Source organism: Helicobacter mehlei, from assembly GCF_007280785.1.
GTDB lineage: Bacteria > Campylobacterota > Campylobacteria > Campylobacterales > Helicobacteraceae > Helicobacter > Helicobacter mehlei.
Genome location: NZ_VKGC01000010.1, coordinates 15,811 through 37,258 on the forward strand (window position 1 = coordinate 15,811; position 21,448 = coordinate 37,258).

Annotated in this window: 16 protein-coding genes; 11 read left to right on the forward strand and 5 right to left on the reverse strand. The window is 46.3% G+C overall.

The genetic code is table 11. From position 1 onward, the window contains the following. The first annotated feature begins 67 nt into the window (after window positions 1–67). The 9 genes from FNE76_RS04915 (at window position 68) to FNE76_RS04955 (ending at window position 13,637) form a co-directional block, all read left to right on the forward strand. Window positions 68–994 (forward strand): ACP S-malonyltransferase, encoded by a 927-nt coding sequence (locus FNE76_RS04915; RefSeq protein WP_120947447.1) that lies wholly within the window; start codon window positions 68–70, stop codon window positions 992–994. Between the two features lie 20 nt (window positions 995–1,014). After that, on the forward strand, window positions 1,015–2,445 hold the full coding sequence (locus tag FNE76_RS04920) for an outer membrane family protein (protein WP_120947448.1): 1,431 nt from the start codon (window positions 1,015–1,017) through the stop codon (window positions 2,443–2,445). Between the two features lie 142 nt (window positions 2,446–2,587). Next, the gene (locus FNE76_RS04925; RefSeq protein ID WP_235852167.1) at window positions 2,588–4,039 is read left to right on the forward strand and encodes an outer membrane family protein; all 1,452 of its coding nucleotides are present in this window, start codon (window positions 2,588–2,590) and stop codon (window positions 4,037–4,039) included. A gap of 149 nt (window positions 4,040–4,188) precedes the next feature. Further along, window positions 4,189–5,667 (forward strand): outer membrane family protein, encoded by a 1,479-nt coding sequence (locus FNE76_RS04930; RefSeq protein ID WP_120947549.1) that lies wholly within the window; start codon window positions 4,189–4,191, stop codon window positions 5,665–5,667. Window positions 5,668–5,713: 46 nt separating this feature from the next. Next, a complete protein-coding gene (locus FNE76_RS04935; RefSeq protein ID WP_120947449.1) occupies window positions 5,714–7,240 on the forward strand; it encodes an outer membrane family protein in 1,527 nt (508 codons plus the stop codon). 7 nt (window positions 7,241–7,247) lie between these two features. Continuing rightward, window positions 7,248–8,609, forward strand: a complete 1,362-nt coding sequence (locus FNE76_RS04940) for an outer membrane family protein (RefSeq protein WP_120947450.1) — start codon at window positions 7,248–7,250, stop codon at window positions 8,607–8,609. A 161-nt stretch (window positions 8,610–8,770) separates the two neighbouring features. After that, on the forward strand, window positions 8,771–10,243 hold the full coding sequence (locus FNE76_RS04945) for an outer membrane family protein (RefSeq protein ID WP_120947551.1): 1,473 nt from the start codon (window positions 8,771–8,773) through the stop codon (window positions 10,241–10,243). A gap of 246 nt (window positions 10,244–10,489) precedes the next feature. Continuing rightward, entirely contained in the window at window positions 10,490–12,127 is a 1,638-nt protein-coding gene (locus FNE76_RS04950) for an outer membrane family protein (RefSeq protein ID WP_120947451.1), read from the forward strand. A 97-nt stretch (window positions 12,128–12,224) separates the two neighbouring features. Beyond that, window positions 12,225–13,637 (forward strand): outer membrane family protein, encoded by a 1,413-nt coding sequence (locus FNE76_RS04955; protein WP_120947452.1) that lies wholly within the window; start codon window positions 12,225–12,227, stop codon window positions 13,635–13,637. Window positions 13,638–13,646: 9 nt separating this feature from the next. On the opposite strand, the gene FNE76_RS04960 is transcribed toward FNE76_RS04955, so the two are convergent. From FNE76_RS04960 to htpG, 5 genes are all read right to left on the reverse strand, one after another. Further along, window positions 13,647–14,864, reverse strand: coding sequence for a molybdopterin molybdotransferase MoeA (locus FNE76_RS04960; protein ID WP_120947453.1), 1,218 nt, complete (start codon window positions 14,862–14,864; stop codon window positions 13,647–13,649). 72 nt (window positions 14,865–14,936) lie between these two features. Then, entirely contained in the window at window positions 14,937–15,548 is a 612-nt protein-coding gene (gene thiE, locus FNE76_RS04965; RefSeq protein ID WP_120947454.1) for a thiamine phosphate synthase, read from the reverse strand. Then, the gene (guaA, locus tag FNE76_RS04970; RefSeq protein ID WP_120947455.1) at window positions 15,539–17,080 is read right to left on the reverse strand and encodes a glutamine-hydrolyzing GMP synthase; all 1,542 of its coding nucleotides are present in this window, start codon (window positions 17,078–17,080) and stop codon (window positions 15,539–15,541) included. Before guaA ends, thiE begins: the two co-directional genes overlap by 10 nt. Further along, window positions 17,070–17,693, reverse strand: a complete 624-nt coding sequence (locus FNE76_RS04975) for a hypothetical protein (RefSeq protein WP_120947456.1) — start codon at window positions 17,691–17,693, stop codon at window positions 17,070–17,072. The genes guaA and FNE76_RS04975 overlap by 11 nt, the downstream gene beginning before the upstream one ends. Then, window positions 17,693–19,555: a molecular chaperone HtpG gene (gene htpG / locus FNE76_RS04980; RefSeq protein ID WP_120947457.1), complete on the reverse strand. Its 1,863-nt coding sequence runs from the start codon at window positions 19,553–19,555 to the stop codon at window positions 17,693–17,695. Before htpG ends, FNE76_RS04975 begins: the two co-directional genes overlap by 1 nt. Window positions 19,556–19,673: 118 nt before the next feature. Between htpG and purN the strand changes: the two genes are divergently transcribed. Further along, entirely contained in the window at window positions 19,674–20,285 is a 612-nt protein-coding gene (gene purN, locus FNE76_RS04985; RefSeq protein WP_120947458.1) for a phosphoribosylglycinamide formyltransferase, read from the forward strand. Then, a complete protein-coding gene (locus FNE76_RS04990) occupies window positions 20,278–21,435 on the forward strand; it encodes a cation:proton antiporter (protein ID WP_120947459.1) in 1,158 nt (385 codons plus the stop codon). The genes purN and FNE76_RS04990 overlap by 8 nt, the downstream gene beginning before the upstream one ends. Window positions 21,436–21,448: the final 13 nt, after the last annotated feature.

Sequence of the window (21,448 nt, forward strand, 5' to 3'; positions counted from 1 at the left end):
AGGGGAGATAAGCGGGATTGACTTAAGAACTTGTGTTACAATAACAAAAACAAATGAAGGGATAACAATGGCGGTATGGCTATTTGGTGGGCAGGGCTCACAACATGTAGGCATGGGACAGGATTTGTGCGCGCATTCTAGCTTGGCTAAACAAATGTGTGAGGAGGCTAGCGATGTGTTAAAGCGGGATATGCCCAAGTTACTATGGAGCGAAAATGCAGACCTCAACAAGAGTGCCTATACCCAAAGTGCAATTTTTTTAGTTTCCATGATGGCTTTTAGGCTCTTTGCCAGCCAAGCGGGCTCGCTTGTGCCTAAAATGGGTTTGGGGCATTCTTTGGGGGAAATTAGCGCTAATGGGGCGAGTGGGGCATTGAGCCTAGAACAGGGCTTAAGGCTGGTCTTTGAGCGGGGGAGATTGATGGAAGAGGTTTGCACTAGGCATGCCAAAGAGTTAGGCATGTTGGCGGTGTTAGGGGCACAAACAGAGGGTATTTTAGCCTATTGTGATCAAGCAAGGGCACAGGGACAATTACTCCATGTGGCTAACTTCAATGGTTCTCAAGTCGTGTTAGCTGGGGAAAAGGAGTTCTTGCAACGCCTAGAGCCCAAAAGCTTAGGGGCTAAAAAATTGGTGCTCTTGCCTATGAGCGTGGTGAGCCATTGCGAGGTTTTAGCCCCGATGCTAGCAGATTTTCAAGTCCTATTAAAATCAAGCTTGCAAGACTCTTATGCCTTTGGCATTATCTCAAACGCCACAACCCAAATTTACCAGAACAAAGCTGATGCCCTAGAATGCTTGGGGGTGCAACTGGTTAAACCCGTACTTTACGATCGCTGTTTGCAAGTGTGCGAGGCACAAGCGGATTACTATATCGAATTTGGCACCAGCGTGCTTAAAAATCTTAACAAACGCTTGAGCAACAAACCCACCTTGAGCATCACAGATACCGCCAGTTTGGAGGAAGCCTTAAAATTTGTCCAAGATCACTAGCACCCCACAAGGAAGATCGCATGAGGAAATTGTCTTTGCAATTTGCTTTGGGGGTTTTAGCCCCGCTGTCTCTCTCTTTAGAAGCCTTTGATTATAAGTTAAGTGGGTTTGCCAATCAGGCAGCCACAATCGGGTTTAACCAAGATCAAGTGAATAGGAGTAAAGGGATTTATCCCATGCAACAATATGCCACCATTGCGGGCTACCTCGCCCTTGATTTTAATCTCTTGCCCAAAACCTTAACCGGACATAGCCTCAAGGGGAGTATTGGGGGCATGGTTGCGGGTGTTTTGTATGATGGCACAAAGCACTTTCAGGGGGGCTCTGTGGTCTATCAAAATTTTGGTTACTACGATGGTTTTCTAGGGGGTGGGGCAGATGTGTTGCAAAGCGATAGCGTCACCACTAAAAATAGAAAAATGACTAATTATGTCCATGATTATATCTTTAGTGATGCTTATTTGGAATACGATTATAAAAATTTCTTTGGGATCAAGGCGGGGCGTTACCGCTCCTTTGCGCCCTATAAATCTGGACAGACGGAGGGTTTTGAGGTCTATGGGCAGTTTAAACATGTCCGTTTGTGGTGGTTTAGCTCTTGGGGGCGTGCTTTTTCAACCGGTGCGCGCATAAGGGATTGGTATGCAGCTCGAGTATCTTATAGTGGGGGTTACTACAAAAATAGCAATGGGGGTTGGAGTCCTAGAGGGCATAAGGTTGCCTACGGAACACATGCCATCCAGCTCACTTACAAAAAACACCATCTATTAGCCGAAGGGTTCTTTTATTTTTCTCCCAAGATGTTTAATGTACCGGGTTTGCGCATAGGGTGGGATAGCAACCCCAATTTTCAGGGCTTGGGCTTTCGTTCCAACACCGAGATCACCGCCTTTTTCCCCATGTACTACCCATGGATGGTGATTGGGGCAAATGGAGCCAATATCTACCGTTATGATAACCCAACTACACCTAATGGGCAAAGCCTCATCATCCGGCAACGCTTTGATTTTAACCAATTTTTCATTTTGGGGACTTTCTATAAAAACTTCCGCAATGTGAATGCCTATGTCGGCAACACGGGCAACCCCGCTGGGGTGGAACTTTATAGCAATAGCCTGTGGGCAGGTTACGCGGGCACGGCTTTAAAGGCAGATGCGGTAACTGGGTCGTTAGTTTATGGGGGCACGCATTTTAAAAAGAAATTTACATGGCGGATGACTTGGCAGTGGAGCAGTGCCCCAGTTTCTTATGAGGGACGGGTTGTATTTTCGGTGATCTACCAAGTTACGCCGTGGCTTAAAATGCTTGTTGATTTGGCCTATTATGGCTTGCACACTAACAAGGGTTACCAAGCGGGCTTGAATGGACCTTGCAACCCACAGAAGACCTATTGTGGGGGCAATTATCAAGATCGCAGCGCGCTCTACACGCAACTGATCGCCTCTTTCTAGGGATCGCCACTATCTTTTTGGTTACACTTAGTAGCATATCGGTCTATTATTTTTTATAAAGATAGAAAAAAGGGATGGTGCGCTCTCGTGTCAAGGGTGTTTTTTGTTAAAATGTGTGACATTATCAAAAAGGAGTGTTACCATGAGTAAGGCGAGCGAGCAGGACCTGAGAGGCAGGTATTGTTTTTTCTCAAAAGTTCTTTTAATAGGTCCCTTGGTCTTTTCTGCAGCTTTTGCTTTTGATTACAAGTTGAGTGGCAAGGCCGAACAAACCTCGTGGATTGGATTTAACCAACACCAAATCGATCGCTCTAGGGGCATTTACCCCACCCAACAATACGCCACCATCTCGGGTTATTTGGATTTGAGTTTTAATTTGCTACCCAAAAAGGTGAGCGATCATAGTCTAAAAGGGGCTATTGCAGGCATGGTTGGGGGGGTTTTGTATGATAGCACACGCCATTCCAAAGAGGGGAGCGTGCTTTATAAGATTTATGGCTATTATGATGGCTACTTGGGCGGGGCTTCCAATATACTATCCACCGATACCATTGCGGTTCAGAATGCCAAAAAACATGCAATGAGACACACCTATATTTTCAGCGATGCGTATTTGGACTACCAGTATAAAAATGTCTTCGGAGTCAAAGCTGGGCGTTACAATTCTACCATGCCCTATCGAAGCGGGAAAACACAGGGTTTTGAGGTCTTTGGGCAGTATAAACATGCCCGCTTAGTGTGGTTTAGCTCTTGGGGGCGCGCGATTGTGGGGGGGGGCTTTTTGATCGATTGGTATGCGCCCAGAACAAGCTATAATGGGGATTACACCAAAAATAGCCAAGGGGGCTGGGATCCACATGGCAAGAAACTTTCCTATGGCACCCATGCGGTGCGCCTCATCTACAACCGCCACAAGCTCTTAACCGAGTTTTTTTACTACTTTTCGCCCAAAGCGTTCAATGCCCCGGGTTTTCAGGTGGGCTGGGACACTAACCCCAATTTTAGCGGTAAGGGTTTCCGTTCCCACACACACTTGATCGCCTTTTTCCCCATGTATTATCCATGGATGCTGGTTGGTAAAGATGGCAAGCCCATTTACAGATATGACAGCCCCGCCACGCCTAATGGGCAAAGCCTCATCATCCGACAACGCTTTGATTACAACAATTTTTATCTCATCGGGGCGTTTTATAAGAATTTTAAAAACACCAATGCCTATGTGGGCAATATGGGTAACCCCTCGGGTGTGTTGATGGGCAATGATAGTATTTATGCTGGTGTAGCAGGCACGGCTTTAAAAGCAAATGCGGTTACAGGAATGATTTCTTATGGGGCTACGCATTTCAAAGAAAAATTTTCATGGAAGATGGTTTGGCAATGGACAAGTGCCCCGGTTGCTTGGGAAGGGCGTTATATGCTCACGTTGGGCTACACATTTAACAAGGTGTTAAAAGGGAGCGTGGATTTACTCTACTATGGCATACATACCAATAAAGGTTACCAAGCGGGCTTAAATGCGCTTTGTACCAAGGGTTGTCAGGGCGGTTACCAAGATCGTAGCGCGCTCTATACGAGCTTGATCGCGTCATTTTAGTGCCAAGATAGTTACAATAGAAAATAGAGTGGTGTTGTTCTTTTGGAAAAACGAAAGAAAATATGGAAAAACAAGGCAGATCATACTATTATTGTGCCTTGTAAGGGTAAATGCTCGTTAAAGCTAACCAAAATCTTGAGGAGATTGGGATGAAGAGTTTAAGTAAGCAGGTTTTAGCGTTGGCGGCTCTGACGGGCGGATTAGAATCTTTTGAATATAAATTAGCCGGTTGGGCAGAGTCTTTTTCTAAGATTGGATTTAATAACAGCAAGATTGATGAATCTAAAAACATCTACCCTACGGAGACTTTTGTAACGGTCGTGGGGCAGGGGCGGATTGATTTTAGCCTATTGCCTAAAAAACTAGAAGGGCATAGCCTTAAGGGGAGCATTGGAGGAACCGTGGGTGGTGTAGCTTATGATGGGACCAAGCACCTCCCCGGTGGGACGCAAATCTTTAACTACATTGGTTATTACAATGGTTTTATGGGGAATCGTTTCTTAGATCCGGATATCTCTAAAAACACCAGAACCTACGTTTTTAATGAAGGGTGGTTAGGATACACCTATAAACACATTTTTGGGATCAAGGCGGGGCGTTACGAGTCGGAGGCAGACTATATGAGTGGCTATACGCAGGGGTTTGATACTTTCGTGCGCTTTAAAGACAAGCACCATGCCACTTATAAGCTTTCTTGGTTTAGCTCTTGGGGGCGTGCCTTTGCCTATGGCGAATGGTTGTATGACTATTATTCGCCCCGTTCGGCCTACACCACGCCTAATGGCGTGCAATGCACGGAGTGCCCTAGCGGGAAGAGAGGTAAGTTAGTCAATTATGGAATCCATGCACTCTCTTTTGCCTACACAAAAGATTTTCAGAAATTGGGCAGTGCCTTTAGCATCAGCCATTTTTATTACTTTGCGCCCAAAACTTATAACACGATCGGGGTTGATTTGAAATACGATACGAATCCTAAGTTTGATGGGGTGGGTTTTCGATCCCAAACGCGTGCAGTTGCGCTCTTCCCCATTTACTACGATCGCCTCGTTTATACCACAAACTCCCAAACAGGCACGATCAATTACGGGGATTTTGCCTACCGCTATGGGACCAAAATGAGTAAAACCGGACAATCTTTATTGATCCGCCAACGCTTTGACATGAATGAGTTCAATTTTGGTGGGGCTTTTTATAAGGTGTGGCAAAATGCTAATTCCTTCATTGGGACTACGGGCAACCCTCTAGGGATTGACTTTTGGACCAATAGTGTCTATGATGTGGGGCAGTCTTTGAGCAATGTTGTGGGCACGGATGCGGTGAGTGGCTGGATTTTTGGTGGGGGTGTGCATAAAAAATGGCTTTGGGGCATTTTGATGCGTTGGACAAGCGCACTCAAAGCCAATGAGGGGAGTAGTGCTGTCAATGTGGGATACAAATTTACCCAAGCTTTAAAAGCAGAGGTTAAATTAGAGTATTATGGGTTGATCATGCACAAAGGTTATTTAGAAGGCGTGTGGGGTAATCCTGTTGCCTATGCTAAAGCAAATGGTATTAGTAACAGCGTGCTTTATTCGAGGCGTTATAGCGATAGAAGCCACCTGATGGTAACCATCACGGCTCAGTTTTAAATTGTTGTCTTAAGAGAGGGGGTATGGAAAAATTAACGAGGATGTGATGAAAAAGATCGTTTTGTTGTCCAAAAGTTTAGTGGCTCTTTTAGCTATGTCGCCTGCCCAAGCCCTTGATTGGAGAAATCTCGAATCCTTTGCAAAATTCAAAGCAGGGGCGGAGTCGTTCTCTAAGATCGGGTTTAATAACAAGCCCATTAACACCAATAAGGGTCTTTACCCCACAGAAACTTTTGTCACTGTGGTGGCTTACTTGCAATTAGATTTTCCCGAGCTCTTGCCCAAGAGTGCCACCGCCAATGGGCATCACATGTCTGGAAGTTTGGGGGGTTTTGGCGGGGGACTCATTTATGATGGGACCAAGCACCTGATCAACGAGGCCACGGGCAAACCTTATGGGGCGATGGATTGGAACTACTTTGGCTACTATGGGGGTTTGGTGGGGCAAAAACCTTGGGCGCAGTGCTGGTATGGACTAGGTGGGGGCAAAGAGTCAGATTATGCGGGTTTGAGTGCAGCCCAGCTACAAGCTATGTCAGATGCCACGACCGTTCCTAACCCTAATGGTGGAACAATGAGTGCAGCCGATTGTGTGCAAGGCTATGCCAACAACACACGCAATTATGTCATTTACAACGCCTACATCGACTACTCTTATAAAGACATTTTCCGCTTTAGAGGGGGGCGTTACGAATCGCCAGCAGATTACATGAGTGGCTACACCCAAGGCTTGGACATGACCTTGAAATTGGGCAATTTTAAGTTTTGGTGGTTTAGCTCCTTTGGACGGGGCTTTGCCTATAACGAATGGTTGTATAACTTCTATTCGCCCAAGACCTATACGTTAGCCAATGGGAGCAAGATTAACCCCGGGGTGCATGCCTTTTACATCACATGGGAGTATAAGGGCTTAAGCATTGTCCCCTTTGTTTATTTCTCTCCCAACAACGAATACGACCCCAACTTCACAATCACCTACGACTCTAAGCCGGGCTTTAAAGGGATAGGCTGGCGATCCCAGACCGATATTACGGTGCTCAACCCCTTTTATGCTAAACGCTTTTGGAACACCTACCAGTTTGGCATGATTTCGCGCAAGAACGCCCATAGCTTGATGATCAAACAGCGTTTTGACTACAACAACTACAACTTTGGGGGGGGCATTTATAAGAGCTTTGGGAATGCCAACTGGATGATTGGCTACCATGGTAACCGCTTGGGCTTTGACTTTTGGACCAATAGCGTCTATGCCAATACCCTCAACTCTCTATCCTACATGATGGATGCGGATGCCTTTACCGCCTTTTTATTTGGCGGGGGTGTGTATAAAAAATGGCTTTGGGGTGTGATTGGGCGTTTGACCTATGGGCCACGCGCGGATGAACAAAGTCTGGCCTTCAACTTGGGCTATCAGTTTTCTAAGCATTTTTATGCAGATATCAAGGTGGAGTATTATAACCAGATCGTGCACAAGGGTTATAAGGTGGGTTGGAATGGTCCCTATTTGCCCGATCAGCCAGCAACTTATCAAGACAGAAGCCATATTTTTACGGAGATCAAGGTCAAACTTTAGAGGTCCTATGAAAGACTCTGCAACACTCCTTGTGGGTGCCTTATTCTGCATGTGTTGTGTGGATTTGCTGGGGGCTTTTAAGTATAAGTTGAGTGGGAGTGCGGAGTCAGTCTCCAAGATTGGTTTTAACCACTCGCCTATTAATTCGGCTAAGGGTATCTTCCCCACCGAGAGTTTTGTAACCATGACCTTGAAGCTCCAAGCCGATGCCACCTTGTTAAATAAAAATGGGCACAAGATCACAACGGGCATTGGGGGGAGTGTGGGGCAATTGGCCTATGATAGCACCAAGAACCTCATCGATCAGAGCACCGGGCAGGTCTATGGCTCTAAACTTTACTACTACATTGGGAGATGGTGGGATTTTTTGGGCAATGCCCCTTGGAAAAAATCTAATATTTTATCCACCAAAAACGCCAAACCCTATGTGCTCTATAACCTTTTTTTACAATATGACTACAAGGGCATTTTCACCTTTATAGGTGGGCGTTATTTAGCCAAGACAACCTTTGTAAGTGGTTATACAGAGGGTTTTGAGGTCTCCTATAAATTCCTCTCCTATTTTCGATTCCGCTGGTTTAGCTCCTTTGGCAGGGCTCTAGCTACGGGAGAATTTATCCGCCCTTGGTATGCCCCCATCACCACGACCAACAAAAAGGGCGAAGATGTGGATTTGGGCATCCATGCGGTGGGCATTAATTACGATACCCGCTATTTTTCCCTAGTGCCCTTTGTCTATTTTTCACCTAACACCTACACCACGCCCGGCTTTAAGCTCCACTACAATTCTAATGCCACCTTTGATGGGATAGGTTTTAAATCCCTAACTGAAATGACGGTGATTTTTCCCATTTATAGCGCACATTTAGCCGATACTTGGTATCGTGGGATGCAACTAGGGAAGGGCGGGGTGAGCATTTATATCTGCCAGCGTTTTGATTGGAATCAATTCAACTTTGGGGGCGGGTATTACCAAAACATCAGGAACGCCAACGCCAAAATGGGTTGGTATGGGAATCCCATTGGGATTGATTATCGCGATGCGAGTATCTATGGGGGGCTCATGGATAACATGCTCTCTCCCGATGCCATTACCGGCTTTATCTTTGGGGGTGGAGTGTATCGCAAGTTTTTTTGGGGCATGCTAGGCAAACTCACCTTTTCACCCCGTGCTAATGAACAAAGTGTCGCGCTCAACTTAGGATTTAAGTGGAGTCGCTATGTTTCTAGCGATGTTAAGATCGAATACCACGAGGTCTATACCCACAAGGGCTATAACATCGCCCAGTGGTATGTCCGTGATTACAGCGTGGGCGCAACCGCGCAAGATAGAAGTTATCTAATGACCTCTATCAAGGCACAATTTTAAATGGGGTTGTAACATGGATACACAATACCCAAGCCCTTATTTTCTAGGGTTTTTTGATATTCTAAAGTCAGGAGGTAAATCATGTTAAAATGGAATCACAACACACAGGGAGGTTTGAATTGAATACCCGCGCGCCTTCTAAACCTAAATGGTTAAAATCTATGCTTGTTTTAGCACAGCTAGGCTCTTTGCACGCCCTAGATTATAAACTTTCGGGCGAGTTGGATCTATTTAGCAAAGTGGGGTTTAACAACGCCCCATTAAATTCCAAATTGGGGATTTACCCGACCGAGAGTTTTGCCTCTGTGGTGGGGAATGTCTATTTTAATGTGGGCTTATTGCCCAAACATGTTGCCGATCACACGCTAAGATTTGGGATAGGCGGGGAAGTGGGGGGCGTGATCTATGATGGCACAAAATTAAGGGTTGATCATGGGCATGATGACCAGCGTTATGGCTCAGTAATTTACAACTTTATTGGGGGCTGGCATGGTTACTTTTTTAACCAATATTTCAGCCCAACTTATGATGGGGTAGGCAAATCGGGTGCCCTGCACGCTAGACCCTATGTCTTGGATAATGCCTATTTGGATTATAACTACAAAGATGTTTTTGGTTTTAAGCTAGGGCGTTACACCGCCAACATTGATTTGATGAGCGGGTCTAACCAAGGTTGGGAGCTGTATTACAGACCCACTAAAAATTTTAAACTCTGGTGGTGGAGCTCCTATGGGCGGGGCTTGGCGTTTAACTCTTGGATTTATGAGTTTTATGCGGTTGTCCCCTATCTCAAGCCCGGGGGCAATCCTGCTAACAATAGCTCATGGATTAACTACGGCTGGCATGGCGCGAGTGCCACCTATGATTATAAAAATCTGAGCACAGAGTTTTACTATTATTTTTCCCCCAAGACTTACAACGCACCGGGCATTAAACTCTCCTATGACACCAATAAGAATTTCAGGCAGGTGGGTTTTCGCTCCCAAAGCTTGATCATGCTCACCGTGCCAATCTATTATTCCGGGTGGTATGACCCTAAAACGGGCTTGTATAGCATTTGGGACGCCGCCTCACATGGATCGGCGGTGGGCAAATATGGCGTAACCCTCAATCTCCGCCAAATCTTCCGTTGGAACAAATTTACCTATATCATCGGGCTGTATAACACCTTTGGCAACTCCGATGCGTATTTGGGATCGCACACCATGCCCATGGGGAACAACAGCTCCTATGTAAATGACATTTACGGCATGGTCGCCTATGACTTTTGGGATAATAGCGTCTATGATGGGATCGCCGATGCCGCTACCAATGCCAACACCACAACGATCTATGGCTCAGTAGGGAGCGTGTATAAAAAATTTGCGTGGTCCATCTTTGGACGGGTGAGCAATGCCAACAAGGACTCTAAAGGACACCGCGGGCGTAGCAATGAATATTCAGCAGCTCTCAGTCTAGATTATGCTTTTACCCGTTCGCTCTTTTTCCATGTCAAGGTGGAGTATTATGGGATTGAAATCCACAATGGCTATAAAATTGGCTACTTTGGACTCCCCCAATTTGGCAAAGCCACTTACCAAGCCCGCTACCAAGATCGTAGCCATTTGATGGCGAATTTGACGCTCAAGTTTTAGGTGCTGTACTACTCGCATGATGAGCAATAATATTATGAAAAAATATAAAGTAATATTCTTGAGGCGAGTTAAGAAAGCGGAATGGTTAGGGTTTTTTTTAAGAAAAAAAATACCTAATCTATATTAGAATGCGGGCACACAATCATGGTTTTGTCGTGGGCTTGAGGCTGTTACTGGTTTAGGGTCTTAGACATGTTCTGTGTAGATGCAACACTCAAGGTTACTTAACATATAAAGGCAATGCTGATGAAGGAAATGATCAAAAAACAGACGAGGAAGGCGCAGGTCAAGGGGCGCAAGTTAGGGAAGGCAATCGCTCCTGCTTTGATTTTGTCCTCCTCTTTTGGACTAGGTGCGTTGGATGCCCTTTCTTATGAAGTCCATGGGGATCTTATCAATTTCTCCAAGGTGGGCTTTAACACGCAACCCATCAACCCGGTTGCAGGATACTACCCAACAGGTACTTTCGTGGAGCTCACGGGCAAGTTGGAGAGCACCCTGCACTTGGGCAAGGGCTGGAGTGTGAGCGTGGGGGGTGCACTGGGTGGTATGCCCTATGATGGCACGCGTTACGACAAGTATTCTAAGAACTATAACCCTCGCAACGTATGGGGAAATGTGGGTTGTGATGGCACACCAGTTAGTAGCAATGGGTTTTGTGTCCCGGCAACCAGTGGTGGTATGTTAGGGGGGGATTATCGCCCCGGCATGGTCGCTGACCCGCGCGGTATCGGCTACATGTTTATGGGTGAGTGGAACGGGCTAGCCCCCAACTACTACCCAGCTAGTGCCTACACCCCCGGACAATCCCGCCGTTATGAGATTTATAAGGCCAATGTCCAATACAAGAGCGACAAAATTTGGATCATCGCTGGGCGTTATGACACCACACAAGTTAAAGACATTGACTGGTTCTACCAATTGACTCAGGGTTTCTATGGGATGTTTAACCTGACCAATAAGCTGACTTTCCAAGTGTTCAGCTCCTGGGGCCGTGGTATCGCTGACGGGCAGTGGATGTTCCCCATCTACCGCGAAAAGCCTTGGGGGCAACACAAAATCGGGCTGATCTACCAAGTTAATAAACATTTCTCGATCCACCCGCATGTGTGGTTCTCCCCACAAGTCTTCACCGCTCCGGAGATCAAGTTGTATTACGATACTAATCCAGAGTTTAGTGGCCGGGGCTTTCGATCACAAACCACGCTGTATGCGATGTATGTCTATCAGTGGAATAACGCCCAGTATGGTCGCTATGCGCCTGCGCGTTATAACACTTGGGACCCTTTCTTAAATAACGGGAAGTGGCAAGGTCTGCAAGGTCCGGGTGGGTCCATCATTTTGTTCAAACAACGCTTTGACTTTGATAACCATAACACCTCCTTTGGTATCTATGCTGCTATTGGTAACCCAAACCCTAATATCGGTACCTATGGTAACCCCGTTGCCATCGATGGTGTGGAACAATGGACAGGTGGTATCTACTCACTAGGGTTTGCCTCCATCAACAACATCACCGCTGCCGATGCCGTTACTTTGTATTGGAAAGGTGGTGGTGTTTATGGCAAATTTGACTGGGAGCTAGCTGAGCGTTACACCACAGCTCCGCGTGCTGATGGTCAGGCTCTAGCGTTGTATATGAACTACCAAATTGGCAAACACATCAAAGCCGGGATCAAACTTGAATGGTTCATGCAAGTTATCCGTGCGGGCTATAACCCCGGTGTGGGCTTCCTAAGCTATATGGGTCAGCCCTTGAGTTTGAACACCGGTCTTTTCTCTGCTGCTGGCTTTGCTCAAGGACCCCAAAATACCGGTGCGATCACCCACACGGTGGTACAAGATCGCAGCCACTTGATGACTCACATCAGCTACAGCTTCTAAAAACCATTTTCTCTAACAAAAGGGGAATCTTTCCCCTTTAAGCTTTTTTCTGCTACAATAAACCGTCTCCTCTTTTTATTTATTCCAAAGGGTGTTTATGCAAGTTAGAAGTCGCCGACACGCTCCCAAGGGATTTGTTTTTGTGGCACTTGCTTTGACATATTTAGAGCAAGCGATTGCCTTTGACATGAGCATCACTGGAAAGATGAGTAGCTACACCTTATATGGCTTCAACAACAAGCGCTATAACCCCTCCAAATTCATTTACCCCACAGGTAGCTACACCTCTCTTTTAGCCGAACTCAATATCAGCATGGACCTTTACAAGGGCTGGCATGCCGAAGTGGGGGGCATGGTATCTGCTCTGCCCTATGACTCCACAGCCCAGCAAGGCAATAACATCCAGCCCGGCCAGCCCGGGGGCCCGGGGCAATTCTACCAGCATGACGGCGGGATTTATTGGGAATACATCGGCTGGTATGCCGGGCATAGCGGTTTGAATGTGCAAAAACCCCGCTATGCGATGGTGAATAATGCCTATTTGAGCTACGACTACAAGGGCATTTTTGGAATCAAGGGTGGGCGTTACGAACTCTCTGATTATGACTGGTTCACTTCCTTTAGCCAAGGGGTCGAGGGCTATGTCAAATACAAAGATTATAAACTGCGTGTGCTCTACTCCGATGCTAGGGCTTCAGCCTCCAGCGACTGGTTTTGGCCCTTTGGGCGTTACTACACCAGCGGTAAGCCCTTGATGATCGCCGATCTCAAATACCAACACAAGGGGTTAAAAATCAACCCCTATTTTTACTCCATCTTTGGGCGCATGAATGCCCCCGGGATCAACATCACCTATGACACCAACCCTAATTTTAGAGATAAGGGCTTTAGGTGGGTGGGGACTTTTGTCGGCTTTTTCCCCTTTTTTCCCCCATCAGGGCGGGGCTATGACATCATCTTGTTTGGGCAAGAAAAAATGGGCAAATATGGGCAAACTCTCTTCTTCCGCTCCCGTTTTTACTACAATAAGTGGCAATTTGGGGGGAGCATTTATAAAAATATCGGCAATGCCAACGGGGATATTGGCATTTATGGCGACCCCTTGGGGTATAACATCTGGACTAATAGTATTTATGATGCTGAGATCAATAATATTGTTGGCAAAGATGCGCTCAATGGCTTTTTATACTTTGGCTCGCATTATAGAAGTTTTACATGGAAGGTCTTGGGCCGTCTGACCACTTCCCCACGGGCTAACGAGCAAAGTATCGCCCTCTTTTTGAGCTATTTTTTGAGCCGTTATAACCTCAAATTCGATCTCAAATTAGAGTACTACAACAACATCACCAAAAAAGGCTATTGTTTGGGGTATGGCTTTGGCCCCACTCCTAATACTTGCGGATCATGGGACCCCGCCACCAACAACTACGCCCCCATCTTGACCCGCAATATCGACTCGGATCGCAGTCATTTGATGTTCACCCTCACCTATGGTTTCCAACTCTTATAAAGAGTGGTTTTACAAAAAGCGTTTGTAAAAAAAGACTTCAATCTCCTCAGTGTTGCCTTGCACTAAGGCAACAGTTTGGCAAGCCCCCAGCGCATCTAAAGCCCCCGAGCTATAGCGGTTGTTACGATAGGGGGTGAAAATCCCTTGATCTAAATGCCCCAAGATTAAATGTGCCCGATCGCCCTTGAGTTTGAGAGGCTCTGATAGGCGGGCTTTCACGCTTGAGAGTGTCGCTAGCGATCCGGCTTGCTTTTCAAGCACGGGCAAACCCAACGCCAAAAAGGTCAGCAAGCAACTTAGAGGGTTACCCGGCAAGCCAAAAACCAGCGTGGATCGCCCCTGTTTTTGCAAACTGGCTAGCATGATGGGCTTACCGGGTTTGACATTGACCCCATGGTAGTGGATTTTTGCGCCCATTTGTGCCAAAGCCTCTTTAAAATAATCCTTATCCCCCACACTCACGCCCGCACTGCTCAACACCACATCATAATCTAAAAACCCCTCTATGGCGTGCTTTTGCGCCTCCAAATCATCACCTAGCTTACCTAAATGTTGCGCCTCATAGCCATGATCTTTTAACAACGCCACTAGGGCTAGGGCATTACTATCATAAATTTGGTGGGGCAGGGCTTTAGTGCCTAAAGGCACAATCTCATCTCCACTGCTCACCACCCCCACTTTTAAACGCTTGAAAACCGGGATCACGGCCACGCCCTGAGAGGCTAAAAGGGCTAATAGCCCCATATGCAAGCGCGTGCCCTTTTTAACAAGAATTGCCCCTTTTTGCAGATCCTCACCTTGGAAGCGGACATTATCCCCTTTTTTAAAGGCTTGTTGGTTGGGTTTGTGCTTAGGGGCTTGAGCGTGCTTGTCATCAAATTCTAACATCTCCTCAAAGGGCACGACCAGATCCAAACCTTTGGGCAAGAGCGCACCGGTCATGATTTTCACACATGCCCCCTTGGGCAATTCTAGGCTACTCACATCCATGCCCGCATACACCACACATGCCACGCCCACACATGCCCCCAAATCCTCTAAAGCAAAGGCAAAACCATCCATTGCTGAATGCGTGGCTTTAGGCAAGTCCTCTAATGCCACAATATCCTCGCTCACAATGCGTCCCAAGCCCTCTTCTAATTTGATTCTCTCTGTTTGGTGTGTAGGACAAGGTAAATTCAACCCAATTTGCAACGCCTCCACAAATGTAATCAACTTCTGATTCATCACTATCCTTAAGCATTAAGCCACCATGCTAGCACAAAGAAATATACGAGGGATTAATGCAAGTTGAGGACCTTAGGCCCGCCAAGCATCCAAGAGTCTTTTAGCATTTTGCACAATATCCCCACTCCATAAGCTAGAAATCACGGCGATCATGTCGGCGTTTTTAAGCTGTGTGGTATTTTGGGGGCTAATCCCTCCAATAGCACAGATGGGGATGTTTAAATGCGCTTTGGCGCGCTGGAGTGTTTCTAAAGAAATGCACGGGGCTTGGGGTTTGCTTAAAGAGGGGAAACACGCCCCAAAAGCCACATAACTTGCCCCAGCTTGTTGGGCTTGCAAGGCTTGATCCAAATTGCCATAACAAGAGACTCCCAAATACCCCTTAAATAGGCGACGAGCTTGTGATAAGGGTACATCTTCAGAACCCAAATGTAACCCCCAAGCGTGGCATTTGAGGGCTAAATCTAGGCGATCATTAATCACAAAACCCACGGCATGTTTTTGGCAGATTTTAGCCAATTCTTGAGCTAGACTAAGTAATTCTAAATCACTATGGCTTTTATCTCTAAATTGGAAGATTTTAACCCCGCCTTGGATGGCAAGGCTAAGCATGTACGGGAGTTTGTCATAGGGAGTTAAAATCTCATCACTAAGGGCATAAAGCCCCTTGAGTTCTATTCCCACTCAATGGTCCCGGGGGGTTTTGAGGTGATGTCATAGACCACGCGGTTAATGCCTTTAACTTGGTTGGTGATCGCATTAGCCACGCGCTCTAAAAATTCAAAGGGCAGGGGCGCAAAATGCGCGCTCATCCCATCGCTAGCCTGCACGGCTCTTAGGGCGATGGTGTTATCATAGGTGCGTTTATCCCCCATCACGCCCACCGAGCGCACATTGAGCAAAACACAGAATGCCTGCCACACTTGATCGTAAAGCCCCTCGGCATGCAAGGCATCAATGAAAATGCGATCGGCTTGGCGCAAGAGTTCTAGACTAGGGGGGGTGATCTCACCTAAAATGCGGATCGCCAGTCCGGGTCCGGGGAAAGGGTGGCGTTTGAGCATGGACTCGGGCAAGCCCAGCTGTGTCCCCAAAGCGCGCACCTCATCTTTAAACAGCTCCCTTAAAGGCTCTAGCAACTCAAAATCCATTTTTTCGGGCAAACCGCCCACATTATGGTGGGACTTAATCACAGCCGAAGGGCCTTTTACGCTCACCGACTCGATCACATCGGGGTATAAAGTCCCTTGCGCTAAAAACTTGATCTTGCCTGCTTGTTCTAATTCTTTTGCCTTGTTTTCAAAAACTTCAATAAAAGTGTTGCCAATGATTTGGCGTTTCTTCTCTGGATCGATCACGCCAGCTAGGCGTTGCAAAAAAAGCGTGCTGGCATCAACGACATGCAAGGGGATATTGAGCCCTTGAAACATTTTAATCACCTGCTCTTTTTCCCCCAAGCGCAATAAGCCGTGATCCACAAAAACCACTTCTGTTTGCTTGGGCAGTGCTTGGCAACACAGGCTAGCCACCACGCTTGAATCCACCCCCCCGCTCACCGCACATAAAATACGCTCTTTGCCTACTTGAGCGCGGATTTTGGCGATCTCTTGGCTGGCAAAGTAGCGCATATCCCACATGGGCGTACTCTGGCAGATCAACAGGGCAAAGTTTTTTAAAATTTGTGCACCTTGTACGCTGTGAATCACTTCGGGGTGGAATTGCAAGCCAAAAATGGGCTTTTGGGTGTGGGCGATCGCGCAAAAGGGTGCATGGGCACTTTGGGCTAAGACTTGGAAATTAGGGGGCAAGACCTCTACACGATCCCCATGACTCATCCACACCACACTTGTGGGATCAACGCCCTCAAAAAGCGCATGTTTTTCTAGGAGATTGACATGCACCTTGCCAAATTCTTGGTGTTGCGCGCCCACTACCTCCCCCCCAAAACTATCCACAATGAGTTGCAAGCCATAACAAATCCCCAAAATGGGCAAGTTAGACTCAAACAACGCCGGATCGCAACGATAGGCCTTCGGATCATAGACGCTTGCTGGACCCCCGCTCAAGATAAAACCCTTGGGTTTTTTAGCGAGCAGGTCTTGTAAGTTGTGGTGGTAGGGGTAGATTTCAACATAAATACCATTTTCACGCAGACGCCTAGCAATCAGTTGGGTATATTGACTCCCAAAGTCCAAAATAATTAATTCAATGTCCATGTTTGTGCTTAATTAGTGTGAAGATAGGTTGATAATCAATGCGGAAACCCTCAATGCTTGGGCGGGCTTGTGGGCTCAAAAGCCATTTGCCAAAGAGTGCACCTTTGTCGGAATGGCAAGGGTTGATCCAAAAATAACGCATTCTTAGGGGCTGGTGCAAAATGGGGGGTAAATTTGCCCGTGTTTTTTGTTGCAAATACAGCCGTTGGCTCATCAAAATCAAATCATCGGGTCGGTAGGTTTTGGGGGTGTTTAACATCACCTTGAGGTGCGTTGATATGGCGGGCTCTTGGAGGGCTTTTAAAAGCGCAAGTGGGGTTTTAGTTTGGAGTCTAGCCCATGTGCTAGGATTGCCCAGTAAAACCAAGCGTTCTTGTAAAATGGGCGTGCCCTCCAGTTTTAAAGAAAGCCAAACAGACCTAGAGACCAATAGAGCGTCTGCTATGCAAAGATTCTTGGGTATCCCCACCCATTGTATTTCTTGCTTAGTATCTTGCCTAAAAGCTTGTTGCAAAATATCCAAAAAACCTTGTTGGTTGCCCAAATCACTAGCAATCCTAAGCGGGCTACCCCACAAGGGCAGGGCTAAAAAAACTAGGCGTAAAAAGCGCATTAAAAGGCGCGCAAAATCGTGGCGTTGAGTCGATCGCTAAAGGCTTTGGCGTTCTTGAGCGCACCCTTTTCTAGGAGTTTGGCACTATCAAAGAGCAAATGGGCAACATCTGCAAGCACGGCTTTATCCTCAATGCCCTTGAGCTTTTGCATGATGGCGTGGTTGATATTGAGTTCCAAAGTCTTAGGCTGACTAGGGATTTCTTGACCCATTTGGCGCATTAAATTAGCCATCATGGCATTTTGTTCGTCCCCGACCAACACCACGACTGAGTTCAAGTCTTTAGAGAGAGCCACATCTTTAATCTCATCTTTGAGGGCTTCTTTAAAGGCTTGCACTAGGGGGTCAAATTCTTGTTTTTCCTCCTCGCTCACTGGGGCCAACTCTAATTCTTTGAGGGTTTCGCTAGAGGCGGCATCTTTTAAGGGGATTTTGGCATATTCTGACACGCTAGGAATCACAAAGGCATCGATCTCATCGCCCATCAAGAGCACTTCAAACCCCTTTTGGGCGTATTTTTCCAGCAAGGGCGAAGCTTTTAGGAGGTCTAAATTCTCCCCGATCATGTAGTAAATGCTTTTTTGATCGGCAGGCATGTTTTCTTTGTAGCTTTTTAGGGAGAGAAAATCTGCACCCTTAGAGCTAGCAAAACGCAATAAGTCTAAAATCTTATCTTTGTTTTCAAAATCATGGTGCAAGCCCTCTTTGAGTACGCGCCCAAAAGGCACATAAAACTTTTTATAAGTCTCTTCTTCTTGGCTTAGGCGTTCAATCTCGGCCAGAATTTTCTTAGTAGAAGCACTCTTGATATTGGCTAGGATTTTATTTTGTTGCAAAATCTCGCGACTCACATTCAAGGGCAAATCCTCGCTATCAATGATCCCACGCACAAAACGCAGATACTGGGGCAATAACTCCTTGTCATCGTCGGTGATGAAAACCCGCTTGACATAGAGTTTAATGCCCGATTGGTAATCCACGCGGTATAAATCAAAGGGGGCGGTGCTGGGGATATAAAAGAGGGTGCTGTATTCTAAATGCCCCTCGACTTTATTGTGAATCCAGCTCAAAGGCTCGTTGTTGTCATGTGCGAAGCTTTTATAAAACTCTTTGTAGTCCTCCTCTTTGAGCTCATTTTTATTCATGCGCCAAAGCGCGCTCGCGCTATTAATTTGCGTGCATTTGTCCTCTTGCACTTCCTTTTTATTCTCCCCCTCGCCCTCAAACTTGCTTTCGGTGTAGCTTAGGAAAATAGGGAAGGGGATATGTTCGGAATACTTTTTAACAATGTGCTCGATCTCCCAACGGCTAGCAAATTTGCCCTCTTCCTCTTTTAAAAAGAGTTTAATTTCGGTGCCCACCCCCTCTTTGACACAAGGGCTAATTTCATACTCACCCTGCCCATCGCTGATCCACGCATAAGCCTGTGTATCTAGGGCTTTTTTACTTTGCACCACAACTTTATACGCCACCATAAAACTAGAGTAAAAGCCCACGCCAAATTGCCCAATCAACGCGCTGTCTTTCTTTTGATCTCCGCTCAAATGCGATAAAAAGCTTTTGGTACCCGATTTGGCAATGGTGCCTAGATGGGAGATGAGCTCAGATTCGTCCATGCCAATGCCATTATCGCTAATGGTGATCGTTTTGGCTTTTTCGTCAAAACTCAAGTGGATTTGAGGCACGAAGTCTAGTTGTTTGTATTTTTCATCGCTAATCACTAAATAGTTGAGTTTATCTAGGGCATCAGAAGCATTGGAGATCAGCTCACGCAAGAAAATTTCTTTATTGGAGTAAAGAGAGTGGATCATTAAATCCAAAAGTTGCTTGATCTCGGTTTGGAACGCATGTTTTTGGGACATAAAAACTCCATCAGATTAATTTTAAAGGTTAGGATTATAGCACAAAAATAGCCCGTTTCGTGGCCTCTTGCTTTTTTGATAAACATGTTAAAATGCGAAAAAATTTTAAGGATTTTGCATGGGTGGCGTGGCAAACAGAGTGGCTTTCATGGATCATCTGCCCTCTTCTTTGGTGCATGTGGGGATTTTATTTAGTGGGAATGGATCGAATATGCAAAATCTTATTGAGCAGTTGCACAAAAAGTCCTTTGTGCGTACTTCAAATAGCCAACCCCTGATTTTGGATGTGACTCTGTGTGCGAGCAATAACCCCAAAGCATACGGCATTGTACGTTGTGAGAAACTGGGCGTGCCCTGCGTGGTAATTTCTAGTGAAGAGGAGTTGATGCAAGCCCTAGTGCGTTGCCATGTGATCTTGCTAGCTGGTTATATGAAAATTTTAAGCCCTCTGTTTGTCAAACACTACCCCACCCTCAATATCCACCCCTCTTTTCTGCCCCACCACAAGGGCAAAGATGCGATTTTAAAGAGTTTTGAAAGTCAGGAGGGTATGGGGGTGAGCGTGCATTGGGTAACAGAAGAATTAGACGGGGGTCCCATCATTTTACAAGAGCCTCTAGCAAGGGAGTCTAACGACACGCTGGAGAGTTTCACCCAAAGAGTGCATGCCCTAGAGCACCAACTCTACCCTAAAGCCCTTTTAAAAGCACTAGGTCTATGCCATGCATGATCTCTTTATTTTAGCCATCATCACGCCCTTAATTGTTTTAGTCCCCTATGTGAGCCGTTTGGTCAAAATGCCCGTGGCGGTTTTAGAAATTGTATTTGGGGCTTTGGGGGTCTATTTTGGCTTATTCACGCCCAATCCTAGTTTTGGCATGATGGCTGAAGTGGGGTTTTTATTTTTGATGTTTTTGTGTGGTATGGAAGTGGATCTGTATATGTTTAGGCAGATGAATCGGGCCTTATTAAAAAAAATTCTGTGTTATTTTGGCATTCTCTACGCCCTCTCTTCAACCATCACTCTAAGTGCCAAACTCTCCGCCCTCTACATCATCGCCCTACCCATTGTCAGTTTGGGGATGATCATGACCTTAGTTCGCGATTATGGCAAAGAATTACCATGGCTGGATTTGGTGCTCAAGGTGGGCGTGTTAGGCGAACTGACCAGCATTATTTTATTGGTGGTCGTGGATGGGATTTACTTACATGGTCTAGGCTTGGAGCTTTACAAGACTTTGGGCATTTTATTGCTCTTTTTGGGCGCGATTGTGGCGTTAATGCAAATTTTTAACATCTTGTTTTGGTGGTTCCCGGGCTTAAAATCCTTTATCATGCCCACAACCGACCAAGCTAACCAAGATATCCGCTTTGCCATTATGCTCTTTTTTAGCTTGATAGGACTCGTGGCATGGCTCAAACTCGAAATGGTCTTGGGCGCGTTTTTGGCTGGGACCATCGTGGCGACCTTCTTCCCCCACAAGCATGAATTATTCGATAAACTTAACGATATTGGCTTTGGCTTTTTTGTGCCTTTATTTTTTATCCATGTGGGCTCCACTTTGGACCTTAAACTGGTTTTAGACAACCCCAAGCTCATCTACCATGCGTGCTTAGTGGTGTGCGCGATGTTAGGTTTGCACTTGGTGGCAAGCTTCACGCTCTTTAGGACCCACTTTGCTAATCTGCGCAACACTTTAACCTTTGCACTCAGTGCCTCTATGCCCTTGACCTTTTTGGTAACCACCGCTAGCGTGGGCTTAAGAGTGGGGGCGATCAACCAAAATACTTATTATTCCTTCTTGCTGGCTGCCATTTTTGAGGGCGTGCTTTTCACCACTCTCATTAAAGCACTCATGCACACCCAAAAGAAAGCCTAGACAAACCTAGGCA